The sequence below is a fragment of the Tepidimicrobium xylanilyticum genome (genome assembly GCF_900106765.1).
Taxonomy (GTDB): domain Bacteria; phylum Bacillota; class Clostridia; order Tissierellales; family Tepidimicrobiaceae; genus Tepidimicrobium; species Tepidimicrobium xylanilyticum.
Genome location: NZ_FNNG01000006.1, coordinates 70,565 through 92,029 on the forward strand (window position 1 = coordinate 70,565; position 21,465 = coordinate 92,029).

Genomic DNA, 21,465 nt, shown 5'->3' on the forward strand with positions numbered 1-21,465 from the left:
TTTAATCTTCACCATCCTTTGCAACATTTGAAATTTTTATGGCCATCTTATTCCTAGATTTACCAATACTGCCATAGAATTTAATATTTGAACCAATTCTGATTTTAACTTTATCCTCTATGGAAGTATCCAGTTTTATAACATCCCCTATTTGAAGATTTAATATATCCCTTATATCAACTAAAGTTGAACCTAATTCCGCAACAACTGGAACTTTAGTTTCGAGCATCCTTTTCTTAATAATTTTCAATTCTTCTTCTGTTAATTCTTTTTGAGTAGTTGAAAACCAAAATCTAGTGCTAAGTTTATCTAAAATAGGTTCTATTGCCAAATAGGGAATACATATATTTAACATTCCTTCCACTGTTCCAATTTCAATATTCATAGTTATTAAAGCTATGGTTTCATTATGAGGTACTATTTGTGCAAATTGTGGATTCACCTCAATTTTATCTAAACTAGGCTTTAAATCAATGACGTTGCTCCAAGCTTCTTTTATTAGCGGCATAGACCTTTTCATTAAACTTTGTAAGAGGGTAAGTTCAATTTCTGTAAAAGCTCTTAATTCCTGTTCTTTAGTGCCATCGCCTCCTAGAAGTCTATCAATCATTGAAAACACAACATTGGTAGATATATCTATCAGTATTTGCCCACTTAATGGATGGAAATCAATTACAGTTAAAAAAGCAGGATTAGTTATAGCATTGCTAAACTCACTATATGCAAATTGATCTACACTTAAGATGGAGACCCTTACTGGAGCTCTCAAATATCCAGATAAAAAAGTTTGAAAAAGTCTTCCATAGTTCTCGTGAATCATCTCAAGGGTTCGTAATTGATCTTTCGCAATCTTTTGTGGATTTTTGAAATCATATTTTCTTATTTTCTTTGAACTTTCTACTTCCTTAATATCCTGAACATCAACCTCTCCAGAGCTCAGTGCGTGAAGTAGGGCATCAATTTCAGATTGAGATAATATTTCCGCCAACCGCCTCTACCTCCTCTATCATTGAATAATCAATTCGTTAAAATAAATATTGGTTATTGAACTATCATTAAATAGGTTTATTAAACTATTCTTTATTTCATCTTGCAAAGAAATTTGTCCTTCCTTTCCTTCAAGATCCTCTTCTGTTTTGCTTCTTATAATTTTATTAATATCATCTCTGATTAAAAATTCTTTTTCCTGTAAATTCTTTATGGTGCTTTCATTATTTGCTTCAATAGTTATTACTGCTCTCAGTATTCTCTTACTCTCCTTGATATTGCAATACATTTCCTCTAATGTAAAACTATAAGTTTCCATTGATTTGGAAGTATGCTGAGTATTACCTCTATAATAAGTAATTCCCAACACAATGCCTAAAACTGCAAGTACAATTACCAATATTAAAACGATTAATAAAATAATAGTTTTATTATTCATAACTCATCTCATTCCCTTCTACTTCGGTTCCATATCTTCATAAATAGATTTTAAAATAACAATGTCTACTCTTCTGTTCTTCTGTTTATTTTCAGGAGTATCATTTGGTGCAATAGGCCTATGGTAGCTATATCCTGAAGAGGATATTCTATTGCCATCAATGCCTTTTTCTTCAACTAGATATCTTAGTACATTAGTAGCTCTAATTGCTGACAATTCCCAATTGGTTGGAAACTTTGAAGAGTAGATTATTGGGTCCGTATCGGTATGCCCCTCTACTTTGATCAATTTTTCTTTAAACTCTTCACTATTTAATATGTCGCCAATGGAATCTAAAATTTGAATTGATTCAGGCTTTAAATCTGCCTTTCCCGAATCGAACAACACCTTGTCCATGAAGCGGATAACTAAGCCTCGCTCTTCGATGGATAATGTTATCTCAGGTCCCAGGCCATTTTCGCCTGCATATTCCTCTAATAGCTCTTTTAGTTCTTCTAATTCTCTTTTCATTTCATCCTGTTCTGCAGTTTCAAAATCCAACAATTCTAATGAGGTACCACCGTCAAATACTCCTGTGCCTCCCCTAAAACTACTCAATATACTTCGAAATTTTTGGGCATCAACTTCTGAAAAGGCAAACAACAATACAAAGAAGCATAATAATAATGTTACCATATCACTATATGTAGTAAGCCAATTGCCAGTACTACCCGACTCTGTTCTTCGCCTTCTTCTTCTACTCATTATGCTCCCTCTCTCTCAAGTTTTTGCTTATAATTTACTCTTGCATCTGGCGGAATAAAAGTCTTCAATTTTTCTTCAATAATCCTTGGGTTTTCTCCAGCTTGGATTGACAATAACCCTTCAACCATCAGCTCTTTTACCAATATCTCAGATTTACTCCTAACTTTCAACTTATTTGCTAGAGGTAAAAATACGGCATTCGCTAACACAGAGCCATAAAAGGTAGTTACTAGTGCTACAGACATATTTGGACCTATGCTGCTGGTATCATCTATAGTTCTAAGCATATTAATCAACCCTATCAAAGTCCCAATCATACCAAATGCAGGAGCAAAAGATGCCATAGTTTCAAATATACTTTGCCCTTCTGTATGCCTTTCCTCTAAAAAAGTTAATTCAGTTTCCAAAATGTTTCTAACTAATTCAGGATCTGTTCCATCAACAATTAACATTATCCCCTTCTTTAGAAAATCATCCTGTAAATCTTCAGCATATTCTTCTAAAGCTAATAGACCTTCCTTTCTGGCAATATTTGCCAGATTAATTATTTCACCTATAACTTCGTCTGGAAATACTTCTTTATAAACGAAAGCCTTTTTGACAACATTTACTGTATTTAAAAAATTTTTCATAGGATAGCTTGCCAAAGTAGATGCAAAGGTTCCTCCAAGGGTGATCATCACCGATGCAAAATCCCAGTAGGAACTTATTAAGCCTGATTCCATTATACCCCACACTAAAAAGATCGCACCTAAAATGAGGCCTATTATAGTTGATATATCCAATTGCTACACCTCTTTCTCTTCAGCGCTTTTATATTTTAATATCATTGCCTTATATTTAATTACATTATCGATAATCTCATCTATTGATTCGGACACAACTATCTTCTGTCCTGTTGTCAATGTAATAACCGTGTCTGGAGTTTCCTCTACAAATTGGATTAAGTCGCTGTTAACAACGAATTCCTTTCCATTTAACCTTTTTACTCTAATCATCTATACCCCACCTTCATTTCCTTAGGAAGGAGAAAATCTTCCCCTTCCTAAGACCCTTTAATTATCTCTTAATATTTACCAATTCTTGAAGCATTTCATCTGAAGTGGTAATTATCCTAGAATTTGCTTGGAATCCTCTCTGGGTTGTAATCATTTCTGTAAATTCCAGAGCTAAATCCACATTAGATGCCTCTAAAGTGCCTGGAGCTATGGCTCCAAAACCACCGCTACCCGCCCTTCCATATTGAGGTTCTCCAGAATTTCTAGTATCAACAAAAAAGTTATTACCTGCTTTTTGCAATCCCATTGGATTGTCAAATTTAGCCAACATAATTTGTCCTAAAGACTTTCTTTCTCCATTACTAAATATACCTACCACAACACCACTACTATCAATAGCATAACCATCCAGCTTGCCTGAAGAATTGCCATCTAAGGCATAGGGCTTAGCATCCATATCATTTGCATATTGAGTTAAATTACTTGCAATCTTGCTATCTTCTCCATCAAAAATGACAATCTGGCCATTTCCACCTGTGCCAAATAACCCTGCAGGAAGTACTGGTGGATTGATGTCACCATTATTTTTGTCTTTATTAAAAGATAGAGTTTCTAGATTAAGCAAAACTTTATCCAAATCATTTAACGAAGAATTTCCAATAGAAACTATTTTGCCATTTTTGTCGAATTTTATATTTAAACTATTTCCAGTAGCATCACCATCAAAAATATTAGTGCTACCCGGCTCAAAATAATTACCAGTAGCCTGATCAGTTATTCTACTTACACTTAAAACCCAAGTTGTACCATCTGCTTCTGATGCACCTTTTTGGAAATTAAAAGTCACAGTATAAGAATTTCCAAGGCTATCTTTGATTATAGTGTCAACTTCATGCTTATCATCTTCTTTTAATCTTGAATCTAAATTACCCCTAAACTGAATATTCTCTGTTGCAGTTGCTGCTACTGTTTCTGACCTATTAACTCTAATTGCTCCTACTTGATTAGTAATATCTCCATTCTCATCAACAAGATATCCTAATACCTTATATCCATCAGCAGTGACCAAATTCCCATCCTTATCCAACGTAAAATTTCCTGCTCTAGTATAGAATCTATTCTCGAAATTTTCATCATCAGATACTACAAAGAACCCTTCTCCGTCTATCATTAAATCTTCAGGATTATCAGTCCTTAAAGCTGCACCCTTTGTATGAATTGTGTTTATAGAGCCAATACTTACTCCTAATCCTATTTGTTGAGGATTTGTCCCTCCCCTTCCTCCTTGAGGAGCACTAGCACCTCGTATAACTTGACTAAATACTTCTTGGAAAGTCATTGTACTTCTCTTATAACCAACAGTATTTACATTGGCAATATTATTACCTATTACATCCATCTTATTTTGGTGTACTCTTAATCCCGATACTCCTGAGTACATAGAACGCAACATAATTATTACCTCCCCTTATTAGGGCAGATATATCCTCTATCAGTCGGATATATATAGCCTCCTATAAAGGTCCAGCTATACTATAACTGCCCCATCTATATTAGTAAATACATTATCTTTTAATTGCTCTTTGTATACAGTTGTAATTATAGTTTTATTCTTGATGCTGGCGATAAAAGCCTTATCTCCCATAAGGATTAAAGCATCTTTAACACCTTTTTCTTCAGCTTTATTAAAACCCGTCTTTAACCTCTGAAGTTCCTCTTTGCTTAGAGTCATATCCCTATGATCCATCCTATTTATAGCATGTTTTGAAAATTTTATTTCATAATCCCTATTTTGAATCTGTTGTAATATTGACTCAAAACTCTTATTTGAAAGATTGCTTTTCCTCTCAACGGGTTTAGCTGAGTTTATTAACTGGTTTTCCAGTCTTCTAATTTTAAAATTATCCATATACATCATCCCTGTCTTTAAGAAAAAATCTTAATTTCATCTACTTCGATTCTTTTCCTTCTAAACCTTCTACAGCTGCTAATAGTTTCCTGTACGCATTTTCTATTTCTGAATCGGTTGCCTCTTCATTTTCAATTACTTCTATAGCCATATTGATAGCTTCTTGGAGTACAGCCCAGGACTCTTTCGTGAAATTATCTTCCTTTAATCTCTTAACCATTTCAACTTTTATTTTCAATTCTAACTTATCAATTTTTCCTGGATCTGGTTCTATCCCAAAATAGCTTTCCATGGCCTTTCTAATGTTTGTAACTTCCTTTAACAGTTGAATATTAGCTTGTATCTGATTTACATTTAGCATTTCAATTGAATCTAATAGTTCTCCTCCCAAGGTTTCCACGGTCTTATTTAAATTTTGCATCTGTTCTAGCGCTGTAAATTGGGCTAGTTGAGCGATAAATTCCCTATCCTCAATTGGATTTAATGGGTCCTGATTAGCCAGTTGGGTAGTCAACAGTCTTAAAAAGGCAGTTTTATCCAAATCGTTGTTAGTTCTGTTTGTAGTTTTATTATCCTTTTCATTATTCTTTTTATCATCAAACCTATAAATATATTCTAGGTCATCGTAGTTATTTACTTTCAAATCTCCACCTCCTATGCCAACAGATTTAGCTGGCCTTCATGATAATCCACTTGATTTTTGCGGAACACTTTTTCTTCATACTTTTTGAGTTCATTTGAACCACTATTGCGAATTTTAACCTTGGATGGCTTTTGATTAAAGTAAAACTCCCGTTTAAAATCTTTTTGAAAATCCTCGTTAGTCCCTACGAAGACTTCAAAGGTCTTAATTTCTAATCCATTTTCTCTCATTTCCTCTTTTAAGAGGAATAAGTTGGTTTCAATTAATTCCTTTGTCCTGTAGTTGTCCACCATTATCTTTGCAAGTATGGCCTTATCTTCTATTTCCATTTTTAATACCAGTTCCCCCAATACATCAGGCTTAAGTTTAATGCGTATTTCCTGCTTGTTTTCATCTACTATTAACCTTGCTTTTTCAATTATTTGATCAAAAACCTGTTTCTTGTCAATTGCTTCAAATTCTTTAACATTCTGGCGGGGAACAGTTTTTGTCATAACCTTATCCTCAATTTGATAAGGTATTTTAAATTCCACATCTTCTTCATCGATTTCTTCATTGTCTGCAATAACTACTTCTGGATCATTTTCAGCTTTTTTAATATTTGTCTTACTATCTTGTTTAGGTTCCAATAAACTAGTATTCTCTGTTCTGTTTTCCTTTGGTAGAGTAAGACTGCTGTCATCCTCAATCTCCAATAAATGTTCTTCAGTTTGCTTATCTTCATTCTTGAATTTAGATCCTATTTCCTCTATCATTGCCTTTATTGAATCCAAATTAGATTCCATTTCCACGAGTTCTTCAGGTATAATACCATCTTCTATTAGATTCTTATTCCTAGCGTATAAAATCAAATCATCCAACGCATTGGTTACTTCAATTAATTCTTCGTAGCTTTCAAAGGGCACTATAACATTTTCAGAAAGGTCAATTTCTGCAATTACGTCAGCAATTTCTTGAAGCATATCTTCTATAACTCCTACTTTAGTCTTGTCGTAGTCATTAGTTAACAAATCGAGATTTAACGCTAGCCCATGAAGAAGATTAATAAGGTAATTATCTTCATCCATTGGTGACTCTAAAAGCGTATCTTCTACAAATTCTTCCTCGTCCGAATGGTTGATTTTAACAATATTCTTCATGGATGATGTGACTTCTTTCCCATCGCTTACTGCCTTGTTTTCTGACTTAATCTTTTCTTTTTCTAAAACTTGTGCAAAGTCCTTTTCTTTTACTGTATCCTTCTTTTTAGGTTGAATAGGATTGTTTTGAAAATTATCTAAATTCTTGGTTTCAATAGCTAGATTTAACAATTTTTCACCTCCTTTTTTGCTTGTTTTTATGGTTTAGCTAACAGTTGAGTTAGCTTAGAAGCATTTTCAGTGTTCATATTATCCATAATACTGGATAAGTTTTTGTTATTCATCCTGGATAATACATCGACTATTATGGTTGCATCGGAAATTTCATATATTGGTTCTGAATTTATCTCTAAGGCAGTTACTGTATTTTCATTTGCCAACATCTTTTCAACAACCTTTGCTGCTTTATCAGGACTCATTCTATTATAAAGTTTTACTAAATCATCTATCTTTTTATTATACTCAGTTAAAAACTGGATAGCTCTGCTAATATCATTGGTAATAGAATTCTCTTCACCTACTAACTCCTCTTCTTTCCTAATTGCAGCAAATAACTGTTCTTTAAAGCTGTCATCTTCTATTTCAGAAAAAATTTCAGCAGATTTAATAATGGATAAATTCTTATAGATAGTTCCTAATTCTTCAAAAGAATACTTATCACTATTTCCAATCTCCTCTAAAACTTCTTCTAATGGTTTTACTTCATATAAATGAGCTAAATCCATTAAATTATTTCGTTTAAATTTCTTAGTTGATAACTTATTGTCCAGTTTAGTTCTTAAATCAATATTAAACTTGTTTAAAAGTTCCTCTCTCAGAGAGTCGTCTATATAAAAGAGTATATCTGTCAATCTATCTTCGTTCATCTGACTAAGCATCTGGGGTAATGTTTCCTTAAAATCCGCTTCTCTTTCATATCTGTTCTTTATTTCATTAATGGTAATCAACAAGTCTTGGCTTTCTAATCTACTTACTTCATTTAAAAATTGATTTGCCTTTTCCTCCTGAATTTCATCATAAATGGAAAATAGTAAATCCTTTCTAAGTTCTAAATTTCTAATATTTTTTATTATTTCACTGGTTTTTGTAGGAGAATTGGAATTCATTAATCTAATGATTTCACTATATAATTTTTCATCATCTTTTTTTATAATATATAGCTTGTCCGCTGCATTAACTGGGTCTAATGAAAGATAATAATCAGCTAGATAAACCTTCTTATCTTCTCTTTCCAACTCAGTTGGTGTAGTGCGAAAATAGTCTCCAACTCCTCCTGGCACCTTTGCCAACAGACTATTGACCTTCAACTTAAAAGTTTTATTATTAAAATATAATAAGCTTAATACTAAAATAGGAATAATGATTAAAATGGCTATAATAAACCTTTTTGCTTTACCTTTTTTATTTTTTATAACTTCTACATTCTCCATCGCTTCTCCCCCTACTGTCGGGTACTTATCTTAAAATTTACTATTGTATCGTTTAATTTTTCTTCTTCTTTTTTAACTTGATATAAATACTCTTCATATTTGTTTTCTTTTAATTTTTCAAAAATCTTTTTTTCCTTTACAGCATTAATCATTTCTTCTTTTGATTTTTCCAATTCCTCTTGAACTTGAGCAACAACCTTCTTCTGTTCCTCAATTCTTCTATTTATATCTTTTATGTAATTATTGTACATTACTAAATTTCCCACCTTAGTCTTAACTATCGATGAATCTTTCTCATTAATTATTGCTTTCTTCCGTTCCATAAAGCCATCTAACTTGTTTTCTTCTCTATTCAACTTTTGCTTTACAAAACCATATTGATTTTTCTTTAAATCTTCTACAGTCCTTTTATAGTTTAGTACCCTTTCTAATTTGAAATTGAATTTCATCCCTTACCTACCCCCACTATGATTCATTAATTTTAGCGTCAATTTCTTCCATGATTGATATAGTACTATCGAAAGAAAATGTTTCTTGAGTTGCCTGAGTTAAAAATTCATCGATAGACTCTTTCACATCTATGGCTTTATCTAGCTTCACATTAGTACCCCTTTTATAAGCTCCAATATTTATTAGGTCCTCTGATTCTCTATAAACTGCCATTATATTCTTAATTGAATTAGCAAGCTTTAAATGTTTAACTTCTACTATACTGGGCATTACCCTGCTCACACTAGCTAATACATCGATGGCTGGATAATGGTTTTGATTTGCTAGTTTTCTGGAAAGAACTATATGCCCATCTAAAATACCTCTAACTGCATCGGTAACAGGTTCGTTTAAATCATCTCCATCCACTAATACCGTATATAAGCCAGTTATAGTCCCCTTTGATGATGTTCCAGCTCTCTCCAATAATTTTGGTAAAACAGCAAATACAGAAGGAGTAAACCCCCTAGTTACAGGTGGTTCTCCTATGGCTAGTCCAATCTCCCTTTGCGCCATGGCAAATCTTGTAACAGAATCCATTAATAATAATACGTCTTTACCCTGATCCCTAAAATATTCAGCAATTGCAGTGGTAACTAAAGCACCCTTTACCCTAATTAATGCTGGTTGATCTGAAGTAACTACCACTACTACTGATTTTTTTAACCCCTCTTCCTTTAAGTCCTTTTTTAAAAACTCTCGAACTTCTCTACCTCTTTCACCTATTAATCCAATTACATTGATATCAGCAGAACTATTTCTAGACACCATTCCCATTAAAGTACTTTTGCCAACCCCACTACCTGCAAAAATACCTATTCTTTGTCCCTTACCACAGGTAATTAAACCATCAATTGCTTTTATTCCTAAAGGCAAGGGATCTTCTACCAGTTTTCTCTCCAAAGGACTAGGGGGAAAATTGGAAACAGGATAGGTTTTTTCAGTTTTTATTGGCCCTTTTCCATCGATTGGATTACCTAATCCATCTAATACTCTGCCTACTAATTCCTCCCCTACACTTACTCTAAGGGATTTTCCTGTTGCCACTACTTTGCTACCTGAAGCAATTCCCTCCATATCGCCTAGAGGCATCAGTAGTATATGGTCATCTTTAAAACCAACTACTTCAGCAGGAATAGGCTCCTTATTATCATGGGGGTAAATATTACATAATTCACCTATAGTGGCAATGGGGCCATTGGATTCTATAGTTAATCCTGTCACCTTTGTAATCTTCCCTGTAAACTTAATAAATCTTTTTTCATTTATCGACCTGATATATTTTTGTAAATCAATACTTTCTAACATTCTCATCACTCATCGCTTAATATTGAAATTAATAGATCTTTTACTTCCTTAAGTTGTTCACCCATACTAACATCTACACTTCCTTTAGAAGTTTCCAATATACAATCTCCTTTTTTCATGTTGCTATTAACCCTTATTTCTAAATCCTCAACCAAGCTTGCCTTGGCTAATATAAGGTCCTTTGACTTTTGAACTGTCTCGTAATCATCCTTAGAAACAATAATCGTTAGTTTTTCAGAGATTTCCAAATTATCAATCCCTTTAGCTATTAGAGAAATAATTAAATCTTCATCTTCATCCACTTTTTTATATAATACCTTTTCATATATTGTTATTACCAACTCGATTAACTCTTCTTCCAATTCTTTTAATGATCTATTTCTGGTTTCAATATAATCCTTTTTAATATTTAATGCCTCTTCTATTAGTTTCCTTGAATCCTCTTTCCCTTCTGAATATCCTTGATCATATCCTTCTTCATATCCTTTTTTAAATCCTGTTTCACAACCTAACTCATACCCTTCTTTTCTCGAGTCTTCAAGGATTTCCTTTGCCTTTTTATATGCAGAATTTAGCTTATGCTCATATTCTCTATTAGCAGCTTCTATAATAGCATTTGCTTCTTTTTCCGCTTCAAGAATTATGTCTTTAGCTTTTTCCTTGGCATCTTCAAGTAATTTTTCAATCAATTCTTGATATTGTTCAACCTTAGGTTCCTTCTTTATTTCAATATTGCTTTCAATAACTCTGAAAGATTTAATGATATTAGACAATAATTTCATCTCCTCCTCTAGGAGTGATAATTTCTCCATCTTCTTCAAGCTTTCTTATAACATTTACTATATTTTGTTGTGCTTCTTCAATGTCTCTAATACGTACTGGTCCCATAAATTCGATATCTTCTTTTATCATCTCAGACAATCTCTTACTCATATTGGCAAACACAACTTCCTTAACTTCTTCACTTGCACCTTTCAATGCAATAGCCCATTGAGTATTATCAATTTCTCTGATAATTCTTTGAATACTTCTATTATCCAATGAAACAATATCCTCAAATACGAACATTCTCCTTCTTATCTCTTCGCTTAGTTCAGCATCCATTATATCTAATTCTTCCATAATGAATTTCTCAGTTCCCCTATCAGCAGAATTTAATATATCTACTACTGCTTGAATTCCACCAGTAGAAGTAAAATCCTGAGATAGTATTCCGGAAAACTTAGTTTCCAATACCTTTTCAATTTCCTTTATAATCTCAGGTGATGTCCTATCCATGGTGGCAATTCTCATGGTTACTTCCGCCTGCTTTTCAGGGGTAAGGCTTGCCAATACCTGAGCTGCCTGGCTAGGCTGTAAATAAGAAAGGATTAACGCAATAGTTTGCGGATGTTCGTTTTGTATATAGTTTAATAACTGATTAGGATCAGCTTTTCTAATAAACTCAAAGGGCCTAACATGTAAAGAAGAAGTAAGTCTAGTTATAATATCTACAGCCTTATCATTACCTAAAGCTCTTTCAAGGATTTCTTTAGCGTAATTAATTCCACCTTCTGAAATATATTCTTGTGCTAAAGCCATCTGATAGAAATCTTCTATTACCTGTTGTTTTTCTTCAGCTGAGACCAAACGCATATTGGCTATTTGTAAAGTTAACTCTTCAATTTCATCCTCATTCAAATGTTTAAAAATCTCCGCTGATTTTTCAGGTCCTAAGGCTATTAATAATATTGCAGCTTTTTCTTTTCCAGTAAATTGTCTCCTTGCCATAATAACTCGCTCCTATTCATTTAACCATGTTCTCAATAACTGTGCCACAGCATCTGGTTTTTTCTCGACAAACCTATTTATCTGCTCTTTCATCTTTGATTCCTCAGTTGCAAATTCTAAATCTTCTACCTCTTCCTCTATAGCTCTTACTTCCTCTAATTGACTTTCCATTTCCTCTAATTCCTCTAATTCTCTGAGCTTTCTTCTCCTATAGACTACAAAACCTAATGCAAATGCTGCTGCAAATAAGGCCAAACCAACGATTATCCAGTTAATTTCTTTTGCATCAACAACCCTTTCAGTTTCATGAGATCTAAAGCTTTCTGCCTTTACAGCTACATTCTTTGTATCTAATCCAGTAGCTGCATATATCAATTCTGTAATTTCTTCTTCTATTTCAGGTGTAAAATTCCCACCTATTAAAACATCCCTGTTAATTAACACTGCAACAGTTATATCCTCCACTTGACCAGGAGCTTTCCTGATTTCCTTATTGATTTCATTTAATTCATAATTAATAGTGCTACTCCTCTTGTCATATCTTTCACTACCGTCATCTATCATTCGATCATCAGGAGTATTTCCCCCAAGTCCTGGAGTTCCTGCAGCAGCCCCACCTACCATATGCTCTTCTATTTCCTCCATGCTCCGAATCAGTCCTTCTTCACTACCTTCTATAGGAGGACTAAATTCTACTATTTTAGTGCTTTCGCTGTCGAAATTGATCTTTACGCTAGATCTAACATCAACATTTCCGGGACCAAATACATTTTCTAAGAATTTTCGTATACTCTCATTGATTTTATATTCTAAGCTTGTCTTAATATTGAACTGGTCCGTCATTAATAATTCAGTTTCATCCTGTTCTCCCGTTAACAGCCTGCCTTGACTATCTACGATTTGCACCTTTTCTGGATCCATGTTCAGAGATCCTGCTACAAGGTTCTGTATAGCTTTAACTGTTTCTACAGTTAAAGTATTGTTATCACTCTTCTCTATGAATACAGAAGCAGTTGTTTCTTTATTACTACCATCCAAAACGAAACCTGTATCTTCTTTTTCATTTATGTACACAGTCGCCTTCTTTATCCCTTCAATTTCAGAAATAGTCGAAGACAGCTCATTTTGTAAGGCTAATTTCATTCTTTCCTTTTTATCATAATCAGTCATGGTCCAGCTACTGTCATCAAAAGCATCTTGAAAAGTATAACCTTCTTTTGGAAGCCCATAAGATGCTAACTCAATTTTTATTTTATTCTTCATATCTGCTGGAACTAAGATTGTTGTAGTATTGTCCTTAGGTGTCTTCCATTTAACACCAAGTTCATCTAGCTTCTTAGTTATTTCTGAAGTATCCTTTAAAGATAGGTCCTGATAGAGTATTTCATACTTGGTCCTTGTCAAAGCTATAGAAAGTATTACTATGGATAGTAAAACTATTATTCCTATGATAATCATCTTTATTTTTTTATTTTTATCCAATTGTTGCCAATATTCATTTAATTGATTCCTAATTTGCTGTATTGATTCCCCCACCTTAACACCTCATTTCTTACAGCTAATTTTCCTATATCTGCATTCTCATAATCTCGCGATAAGCTTCAATTATCTTATTTCTAATGCTCAAAGTTAGCTGAAACGATATATTAGCCTTTTCTGCTGCTATAGTCACATCGTGAAGGTTGTCCAAATCCCCTGTAAGTAATAATTTCTTATACTCATCGCTTTCTATTTGCAATTCATTAACTCTATTTAATGCACTTTCTAACAACTGACTGAATTGAATGGTTCCTTTACTTGATTTTCTATTTAGTCCTTCTTCAACTTCTTTAGGAACTATTTGGTTTATGGTCCTTATGGTTCTTACTTCCATTTAATTACCTCCTGCCTATTTCTAATGCCTTCATCAACATGGACTTAGTCCCATTTATAGCGGTAATATTTGCTTCATATGCTCTTTGTGCATCTATCATATCCACCATTTCAGTAATAATATCTACATTTGGTAACATGACATAACCATCTTCATTAGCATCGGGATGACCAGGATCGTATTTTAACTTATAGGGAGTAGTATCTTCTACAATTTCACTGATCTCTACTCCTTTCCCAGCAAATTTGTTGGTATGCTTTTCTAAATATGTAGCAAAATTAGAACCCCTTTGTTCTTCAAACACGACCATTTGTCTTCTGTAAGGCATACCACCAGTACTTCTAGTAGTATTAACATTTGCCATATTCTTGCTAATAATATCTATTCTGGTCTTTTCTGCTGTCAATGCAGATGCACTAATATTGATAGAATCAAACATACCCATTCCTATTTACCCCCTTCTTGGATCACATTTTTAATTTTATCAAACTCACCTATTAGCTGATCAATTACAGCATTATACATTATTGTATTCTTAGCTAAATCTGCCATCTCCGTATCTATATTCACATTGTTTTTGTCAAACCTATAAGAAAGGTTCCTATTAACATCAATACTTGGTTGTATTTCTGTTAATCTGGTAGGAGATGGTAAATGTTTTTCATGGGTTTTTACCAATTTAGTATTATCTTTTGATAGTGCTTCCCTCAATTTATCCTCAAAACTCACTGTAAGCTTTTTGTAATTAGGCGTATTAGCATTAGCTATATTATGTTTAATGACCTTATCACGAAGCCAAATGCCATCCAACACCTTATTAAACAATTCAATTTTGGTATCTAGACCTTTATACATATCAAATCACCTCGTTATCTTAAATCATAATAAATATGGCCAGAAATTTCAACAATTTACCATGTTTTTTTCTTAATTTGTATGCAAATTTACAAAGTTCGTATTTCTATGCCACTAATCTATATAATACAATAATTATCAACATTTTCATAGTAAAAAAATGCATAAAATGTTAATTGTGTCTATAGACCTACTATATGCCTAAAGATATAGACCTAAAGATAAAAAAAAGTAGTGGTATAATACCACTACTTTTTGATTGTTTTATTCTTTCAATTTATCAAGCTCTTCTAACAATTTGTCATTTAATATTCTAATATGGGTCCCTTTCATACCTAAGGACCTAGATTCAATAACTCCTGCAGATTCCAGTTTTCTTAAAGCATTGACTATTACCGACCTTGTAATTCCCACTCTGTCAGCAACTTTGCTTGCCACTAGCAATCCTTCTTCTCCATCTAACTCTTCAAAAATATGCTCCATTGCTTCCAATTCAGAGTAGGATAAGGTGCTAATAGCCATCTGTACCATAGCCCTTTTTCTTGATTCTTCTTCCATCTCCTCAGTCTTAGACCTAAGTATTTCCATTCCCACTATGGTAGCACTATATTCAGCCAATACTAAATCATCTTCTGTGAATAATCTACCAAACCTTGCCAGAACAAGGGTACCCAGTCGTTCCCTACCGCTAATGATAGGTATGATAGTCACTATTTTATCTGGATAATCGCAATGAGAAGTTTGATCGAATACACATTCAGTGGTTTCTTCAACGTTTTCTCTAGTTTCCGTCACCCTTAGAAGTTCATCGTTATAACTTTTAGGAAATCTTTTCTCCTTTACTACTTCCATCTGTATAATATCGCATTCAAAACCTGTTGCCAATTCATAACCTAGTACTTTTCCCTTCTTGCTTGCAATATAAACATTAGCATCTAAAATCTCACTTAGTATCTTACTTAATTCTTGAAATGACACGGGATTTGAACCTGAACTCTGCAGTGTTTTATTTAATCTTCTTGTTTTTTGCAATAAACTTTCAGTCATCTATATCCTCCTCTATAATATATATTTTGATATATCTTTTTCGTATATATAAGCCATTAACTTTTTGTTAACATAATCTTTGTCAATTACTATTTCCTTCACATCTAAATCTGGTGCTTCAAAAGAAATATCTTCAAGTAGCTTTTCCATTACCGTTTGCAATCTTCTTGCTCCTATGTTTTCTGTCTGTTCATTGGAGATATATGCTACCTTTGCTATTGCATCTATTGCATCCTCGGTAAATTCTAAATTTATACCTTCAGCCCCAAGTAAATATTTATATTGCTTTGTTATGGCATTTTTAGGTTTGACTAAAATCTCTTTGAAGTTATCTTCTGTCAAGCTTTCCAACTCAACTCTGATGGGAAATCTTCCTTGTATTTCTGGTATTAAATCCCCAACCTTGGACACGTGAAAAGCTCCTGCTGCAATAAACAATATGTGGTCCGTTTTAACGGGGCCGTATTTAGTCATAACGGTAGTACCCTCGATTATCGGTAGTATATCCCTTTGAACACCTTCTCTAGATACGTCGGGGCCACCGCTATAAGATTTACCCGCGATCTTATCTATTTCATCTATGAAGATCATACCATTTTCTTCTGCCTGTTTAATCCCCAATTCAATAACTTCATCCATATCTATCAATTTTTGGGCTTCTTGATTACTTATTATCCTCTTTGCTTCTTTTACAGTTACTTTTTTCTTCTTCATTTTCTTTGGTAATAAATCTCCAAAAATATCTCCCATATTAATATTGTATTCTTCCATTCCAAGCCCACTAAATAACTCTATAGTTGAGTTATGGGTATCTTCTACTTGAATTTCTATTATTTCATTATCTAATTCGCCTTTTAACAATCTTTCCTTCAATTCTTTACGCTTTATCTTTACATTCTCATTTTCTTCTTCAACTAAATGATCCTTTTCTTCTACAGTACCAAATAACATCTCGATTGGATTATTACTCCTTTTCCGACTAGGAAAAGGCAACATGATTTCTACTATTTTATCATTTGCTAATTCTTTACTTTTTTCATAGACTTGTTCAATTTTCTTTGCCTTTATCATTCTAATAGATTCTTCAACCAAATCCCTCACCATGGAATCCACATCTCTTCCAACGTAACCTACTTCTGTAAACTTGGTTGCTTCAACTTTTACAAAAGGAATATCCACCAATTTTGATAGGCGTCGAGCAATTTCTGTTTTTCCTACTCCAGTAGGCCCAATCATGAGTATGTTTTTAGGCTTTACTTCATCCTTAAACTCATCAGGTAGCAAACTCCTTCTATACCTGTTTCTAAGGGCAATAGCTACAGCCTTTTTAGCTTCCTTTTGGCCTATTATATATTTATCCAATTCCTTCACTATTGATTTAGGAGTCAAATCTTTCATCCTATATTCCCCCTTAGAGTACTTCAACAGTAACATTATCGTTGGTATATACACAAATTGATGATGCAATTAATATTGATTCTCTTGCTATCTCTTCAGCAGTTAAATTAGCATATTTCAGTAGGGCCTTCCCTGAAGCAAGCGCAAAACTTCCACCAGAACCAATAGCAACTATACCCTCTTCAGGTTCTATCACCTCTCCATTTCCTGACACTAAAAGCAAATTCTCTTTATCTGCTGCTATCAATAGGGCCTCTAATTTCCTAAGCATCTTATCTCTTCGCCAATCCTTAGCTAATTCTACTGCAGCTCTCTTTAAATTGCCACTATACTGTTCTAGCTTTTCTTCTAATATCTCACCCAAGGTTAATGCATCAGCAACTGCTCCAGCAAAACCTATTATAACATTACCATTGTAAATTTTTCTAACCTTTTTTGCAGTGTTCTTCATAATTGTAGTATTTCCAAAGGTTATTTGTCCATCTCCAGCAATAGCAATTTGACCATCTTTCCTCACCGCTATAATCGTTGTCCCATTTAGCATGTTTAACACCCCACCATTATGTGCTAATCCTTTTGTTATAGTTTTCAGAATATTTCATCATCTATATTATAGATTACTACATAATTAACAAAAAGTACAGTAATTTTTACTTCCCATCGATTCTACTATAATTACAATCCTTATTAATACATTTTATCATTATCCCTTTTTTAGACTTTTTCTTTATCATAATTCCATTACAATTAGGACATTTTTCTTTAATAGGCTCATACCAGGATACAAAATTACATTCAGGATAGTTGCTGCAGCCATAAAATATCCTTCCTCTTTTAGATTTTCTTCTAACAATTTCTCCTCCACAATTTGGACATGGCACTCCCAACTCATCTAATATTGGTTTAGTATTCTTACATTCTGGATACCCAGGACATGCCAGAAATTTACCATACCTGCTATGTTTAATCACCATATACTTGCCACATTTTTCGCAAACTTCATCGGTAACTTGATCTTCAATCTTAATTTTATCAATCTCCTCCTCTGCAACTTTTAACTCTTTTTTAAATTGATCGTAAAACTCTTCAATGACTAGTTGCCAAGGATATTTTCCTTCAGCTATTTCGTCTAATTTATCCTCCAGCTCTTTAGTAAATTTTTCATTAATAATATTCTTAAAATACTCTTTTAAAAGGTCATTTACCAAGATACCTAATTCTGTAGGCACAAAAGACTTATTTGCTAAGTTTACATATTCCCTACTTAATATGGTAGAAATTATAGGTGCATAGGTACTAGGTCTACCTATTCCCAATTCTTCAAGAGTCTTGACTAAGGAAGCTTCCGTATATCTAGCTGGAGGTTGAGTAAAGTGCTGATTGGGTTCAATTTTATTGACTTTAACTAGTTCTTCAACTTGGAAGCTAGGCATTTCCCTTTCACTTTCATTTCCTTCCTCTGCCTTATATACCTTTAAAAAACCATCAAAAACTAATTTAGAACCAGAAGCTCTAAATATTATGTTGTTACTAAAAATCTTTACCGATATGGTTTCATATTTTGCATGGCTCATCTGAGAGGCTACAAATCTATTCCATATCAATTGGTATAATTTAAACTGATCTTGAGTCAATGAACTTTTTATATCTTCAGGTCTTCTTAATACTGATGTGGGCCTTATACCTTCATGGGCATCTTGAGCTTCCTTTTTACTCCTATTAACATAGGATTTTCCACCATTACTGTAATCTTTCCCAAACTTACCTTCAATGAAGGATTTAGTCAGTTTAATAGCCTCGCTAGAAACCCTAGTAGAATCGGTTCTCATATAGGTAATCAAACCAACTGTACCTTCCCCTTCTATATCAACGCCCTCATATAATTGTTGAGCTAACATCATAGTCTTTTTGGTAGTAAAACCTAATTTCTTAGATGCATCCTGTTGTAAGGTACTAGTGGTATAAGGCGGATATGGATTTCGTTTCTTATTTCCCTTTTTTACTTCTCTAATAATAAAATTATCTTTATCTATCGATTTCAATATTCCATCTACTTCTTTTCTATTAGACAGCTCTACTTTCTTTTCTTCCCCATTTTCATATATTCCATAGAAATTAGCCTCAAATATGGTACCATCTTTTTCTAATAAAGCTACTATAGTCCAATACTCTTCAGGTACAAAATTCTCAATCTCTTTTTCTCTATCACAAATGAGTTTTACTGCAACAGATTGAACTCTCCCAGCACTTAAACCTTTTTTAATCTTCCTCCATAAAAGCGGACTAATTTTATACCCCACTAATCTATCCAATATTCTCCTTGCCTGTTGGGCGTCAACTAAATCCATATTTATTGGTCTAGGTTTTTTAACAGCTTTTAAAACAGCATCCTTAGTTATTTCATTAAACTCAACTCTAATAGGTTCATCTTCATCAATCCCTAAAATATGGGCTAAATGCCAGGATATAGCTTCCCCTTCCCTATCAGGGTCCGTTGCTAATAAAATTCTATCTGCTTTTTTAGCCTCATTTTTCAATTCCTGTACTATTGGCCCTTTCCCCCTGATAGTTATATATTTAGGTTCGAAATTATTATCAGTATCAATACCTAAACTACTCTTTGGCAAATCCCTTATATGTCCCACAGAAGCTTTGACTTTATAATTTCCCCCTAAAAATTTTTTTAAAGTTTTTGCCTTTGCAGGTGATTCAACGATAACTAAATTCTTTTGCAATGATTACACCTCCGATTAAATATTACTAAGTTGATAAGGTAAATATGCTTCCTCCTATTTCCTTAATAACCCCTTTTAATTCTAATATGGTTAAAATACTATTGATAGTTGATATATCTATTCCAGTATTTACCGCTATATTGTCAGCATGAATTGGCCCTTCTTTCATAGTTTCTAACACTTTTACCTCACTAGAACTAAATTGGTCATAATCTAGTTCTACTCTCCTTTTATTGCTCAGTTTTTCTTGTAATTCATGTATCTCTTCTACTACATCTTCAATATCCATTATTAATTTAGCTCCATCTTTAATCAACTTATTAGTTCCTTTGCTAAATATGCTATTAATATTCCCGGGTAGGGCAAAAACTTCTTTTCCCTGTTCTAGTGCATGGTGCGCTGTTATTAGAGAACCGCTTTTCTCCTTAGCTTCGATTACTATTACCCCTAAAGACAATCCACTGATTATCCTATTTCTTTGAGGAAAATTGTAGGATAAAGGTGGTGTCCCCAAAAAAAATTCTGAAATTATAGCTCCATTTTTAGGAATCTCCTCGAACAAAGCCTTATTCGTATTAGGATATACTATATCAATTCCATTTCCAAGTACACCTATAGTTCTACCCTTTTTTTCTAAAGCTTTCCTATGAGCTATCGCATCTATGCCTAAAGCTAAACCACTTACTATAGTTACCCCTAAATCCACCAATTCTTCAGCAAATTTTTCTGTAGCCCATTTCCCATAAGAAGTAGTTTTTCTAGAGCCCACTATAGCTATGGATAAATTGTCATCTTCAGTTAAACTTCCTTTTACATATAAAACTTTTGGGCTGTCACAAATATAGTGTAACCTATCTGGATAATTTTTGTCAAAAACAGTAACCACATCTATGTTCTGCTTTTCAAAATTATAAAATAATCTTTTAAGATAATCCTCATTACGATAATTTATTAATCTATCCTTTATTTCTGTATTAATATCATTTAAACTATATATGGCATCAGAAGATGAATACCATAAATCCGTTAGTTCAGGTACTTGTTTCATTATCTTGTCAATAGTCTTATTCCTTATACTTAGACTATTTAACCAAACCAACACACTTTTGTTGGTGATTATTGACATTTGCGTTACCTCCAATATTTTTTATCAGTGCTCCTGTATCTTATAGCTTCCAATACATGATTTTCAAGTATTAAATCTTCACCATCTAAATCTGCAATGGTCCTACTAATTTTTAAAATCTTGTTATAACTTCTTGCGCTAAACCTAAACTTATTAAAAGCTTCCCTTATTATTTTTTCTGCCCCTTTAGTTAATTTGCAACACTGTTTTACGTCATTTGAATTTAGTTGAGAATTGCTATAAATACTTTTATTTCTATATCTATCAAGCTGAATCCTTCTTGCCTTTTCTACTCTTGTTCTAATATCTTTAGAGGATTCGATATTTTTTTCTCCCTTTAATTCTTTATAGGCTACGGGTGAAACTTCAATATGAATGTCGATTCTATCTAATAGTGGACTGCTAAGTTTCCCAAGGTATTTTTCTATGCTGCTTTGTGAACAAGTGCATTCGTGATAGGGATCCCCATAATATCCACACGGACATGGATGTATTAGCAAAAAGCAAAACCATAACTTTAGAATACCCTATATATAATGTAGAAACTCTACCTGAGTCTTCCCTTGGAGAAAGAT

General features: G+C 33.3%; 24 protein-coding genes. All 24 read right to left on the reverse strand.

From position 1 onward, the window contains the following. Nucleotide 1: 1 nt before the first annotated feature. Complete coding sequence (fliM, locus tag BLV68_RS07870; RefSeq protein WP_093752583.1) at nt 2-988, reverse strand: flagellar motor switch protein FliM; 987 nt, start codon at nt 986-988, stop codon at nt 2-4. Between the two features lie 18 nt (nt 989-1,006). After that, nucleotides 1,007-1,426 (reverse strand): flagellar basal body-associated FliL family protein, encoded by a 420-nt coding sequence (locus BLV68_RS07875; protein WP_093752585.1) that lies wholly within the window; start codon nt 1,424-1,426, stop codon nt 1,007-1,009. An 18-nt stretch (nt 1,427-1,444) separates the two neighbouring features. After that, nucleotides 1,445-2,170, reverse strand: a complete 726-nt coding sequence (locus tag BLV68_RS07880) for an OmpA family protein (protein WP_093752587.1) — start codon at nt 2,168-2,170, stop codon at nt 1,445-1,447. Next, nucleotides 2,170-2,955 carry a motility protein A gene (locus BLV68_RS07885; protein WP_093752589.1) on the reverse strand — a complete coding sequence of 262 codons (786 nt, stop codon included), beginning with the start codon at nt 2,953-2,955 and terminating at the stop codon, nt 2,170-2,172. Before BLV68_RS07885 ends, BLV68_RS07880 begins: the two co-directional genes overlap by 1 nt. Nucleotides 2,956-2,958: 3 nt before the next feature. Then, nucleotides 2,959-3,168, reverse strand: coding sequence for a flagellar FlbD family protein (locus tag BLV68_RS07890; protein WP_093752591.1), 210 nt, complete (start codon nt 3,166-3,168; stop codon nt 2,959-2,961). Between the two features lie 61 nt (nt 3,169-3,229). Continuing rightward, entirely contained in the window at nt 3,230-4,621 is a 1,392-nt protein-coding gene (locus tag BLV68_RS07895; RefSeq protein WP_093752593.1) for a flagellar hook protein FlgE, read from the reverse strand. A 75-nt stretch (nt 4,622-4,696) separates the two neighbouring features. Further along, nucleotides 4,697-5,077, reverse strand: coding sequence for a TIGR02530 family flagellar biosynthesis protein (locus tag BLV68_RS07900; RefSeq protein WP_234949858.1), 381 nt, complete (start codon nt 5,075-5,077; stop codon nt 4,697-4,699). 40 nt (nt 5,078-5,117) lie between these two features. Beyond that, on the reverse strand, nt 5,118-5,720 hold the full coding sequence (locus BLV68_RS07905; RefSeq protein ID WP_200773701.1) for a flagellar hook assembly protein FlgD: 603 nt from the start codon (nt 5,718-5,720) through the stop codon (nt 5,118-5,120). Nucleotides 5,721-5,731: 11 nt separating this feature from the next. After that, nucleotides 5,732-7,030: a flagellar hook-length control protein FliK gene (locus BLV68_RS07910; RefSeq protein WP_093752597.1), complete on the reverse strand. Its 1,299-nt coding sequence runs from the start codon at nt 7,028-7,030 to the stop codon at nt 5,732-5,734. Nucleotides 7,031-7,056: 26 nt separating this feature from the next. Further along, nucleotides 7,057-8,289, reverse strand: coding sequence for a MotE family protein (locus tag BLV68_RS07915; RefSeq protein ID WP_093752599.1), 1,233 nt, complete (start codon nt 8,287-8,289; stop codon nt 7,057-7,059). 11 nt (nt 8,290-8,300) lie between these two features. Next, nucleotides 8,301-8,738, reverse strand: coding sequence for a flagellar export protein FliJ (gene fliJ, locus BLV68_RS07920; RefSeq protein ID WP_093752601.1), 438 nt, complete (start codon nt 8,736-8,738; stop codon nt 8,301-8,303). Between the two features lie 16 nt (nt 8,739-8,754). Next, a complete protein-coding gene (fliI, locus tag BLV68_RS07925; RefSeq protein WP_093752603.1) occupies nt 8,755-10,086 on the reverse strand; it encodes a flagellar protein export ATPase FliI in 1,332 nt (443 codons plus the stop codon). A 5-nt stretch (nt 10,087-10,091) separates the two neighbouring features. Further along, nucleotides 10,092-10,859: a FliH/SctL family protein gene (locus BLV68_RS07930; RefSeq protein WP_159428648.1), complete on the reverse strand. Its 768-nt coding sequence runs from the start codon at nt 10,857-10,859 to the stop codon at nt 10,092-10,094. Next, a complete protein-coding gene (gene fliG, locus BLV68_RS07935) occupies nt 10,852-11,856 on the reverse strand; it encodes a flagellar motor switch protein FliG (RefSeq protein ID WP_093752607.1) in 1,005 nt (334 codons plus the stop codon). Before fliG ends, BLV68_RS07930 begins: the two co-directional genes overlap by 8 nt. Before the next feature lie 12 nt (nt 11,857-11,868). Continuing rightward, a complete protein-coding gene (fliF, locus tag BLV68_RS07940) occupies nt 11,869-13,392 on the reverse strand; it encodes a flagellar basal-body MS-ring/collar protein FliF (RefSeq protein ID WP_093752609.1) in 1,524 nt (507 codons plus the stop codon). 31 nt (nt 13,393-13,423) lie between these two features. Further along, nucleotides 13,424-13,729 (reverse strand): flagellar hook-basal body complex protein FliE, encoded by a 306-nt coding sequence (gene fliE / locus BLV68_RS07945; RefSeq protein ID WP_093752611.1) that lies wholly within the window; start codon nt 13,727-13,729, stop codon nt 13,424-13,426. 4 nt (nt 13,730-13,733) lie between these two features. Further along, nucleotides 13,734-14,174, reverse strand: a complete 441-nt coding sequence (gene flgC / locus BLV68_RS07950; protein WP_093752613.1) for a flagellar basal body rod protein FlgC — start codon at nt 14,172-14,174, stop codon at nt 13,734-13,736. A gap of 2 nt (nt 14,175-14,176) precedes the next feature. After that, a complete protein-coding gene (flgB, locus tag BLV68_RS07955; RefSeq protein ID WP_093752615.1) occupies nt 14,177-14,584 on the reverse strand; it encodes a flagellar basal body rod protein FlgB in 408 nt (135 codons plus the stop codon). A 264-nt stretch (nt 14,585-14,848) separates the two neighbouring features. Continuing rightward, the gene (codY, locus tag BLV68_RS07960) at nt 14,849-15,631 is read right to left on the reverse strand and encodes a GTP-sensing pleiotropic transcriptional regulator CodY (RefSeq protein WP_093752617.1); all 783 of its coding nucleotides are present in this window, start codon (nt 15,629-15,631) and stop codon (nt 14,849-14,851) included. A gap of 12 nt (nt 15,632-15,643) precedes the next feature. Continuing rightward, nucleotides 15,644-17,029, reverse strand: a complete 1,386-nt coding sequence (gene hslU, locus BLV68_RS07965; protein ID WP_093752619.1) for an ATP-dependent protease ATPase subunit HslU — start codon at nt 17,027-17,029, stop codon at nt 15,644-15,646. Nucleotides 17,030-17,042: 13 nt separating this feature from the next. Continuing rightward, nucleotides 17,043-17,573 (reverse strand): ATP-dependent protease subunit HslV, encoded by a 531-nt coding sequence (gene hslV / locus BLV68_RS07970; RefSeq protein WP_093752621.1) that lies wholly within the window; start codon nt 17,571-17,573, stop codon nt 17,043-17,045. A 106-nt stretch (nt 17,574-17,679) separates the two neighbouring features. Then, complete coding sequence (topA, locus tag BLV68_RS07975; RefSeq protein WP_093752623.1) at nt 17,680-19,764, reverse strand: type I DNA topoisomerase; 2,085 nt, start codon at nt 19,762-19,764, stop codon at nt 17,680-17,682. A gap of 25 nt (nt 19,765-19,789) precedes the next feature. Beyond that, nucleotides 19,790-20,890, reverse strand: a complete 1,101-nt coding sequence (gene dprA / locus BLV68_RS07980; RefSeq protein ID WP_093752625.1) for a DNA-processing protein DprA — start codon at nt 20,888-20,890, stop codon at nt 19,790-19,792. Between the two features lie 5 nt (nt 20,891-20,895). Next, nucleotides 20,896-21,390: a magnesium chelatase subunit ChlI family protein gene (locus BLV68_RS07985; protein WP_234949859.1), complete on the reverse strand. Its 495-nt coding sequence runs from the start codon at nt 21,388-21,390 to the stop codon at nt 20,896-20,898. Nucleotides 21,391-21,465 lie beyond the last annotated feature (75 nt).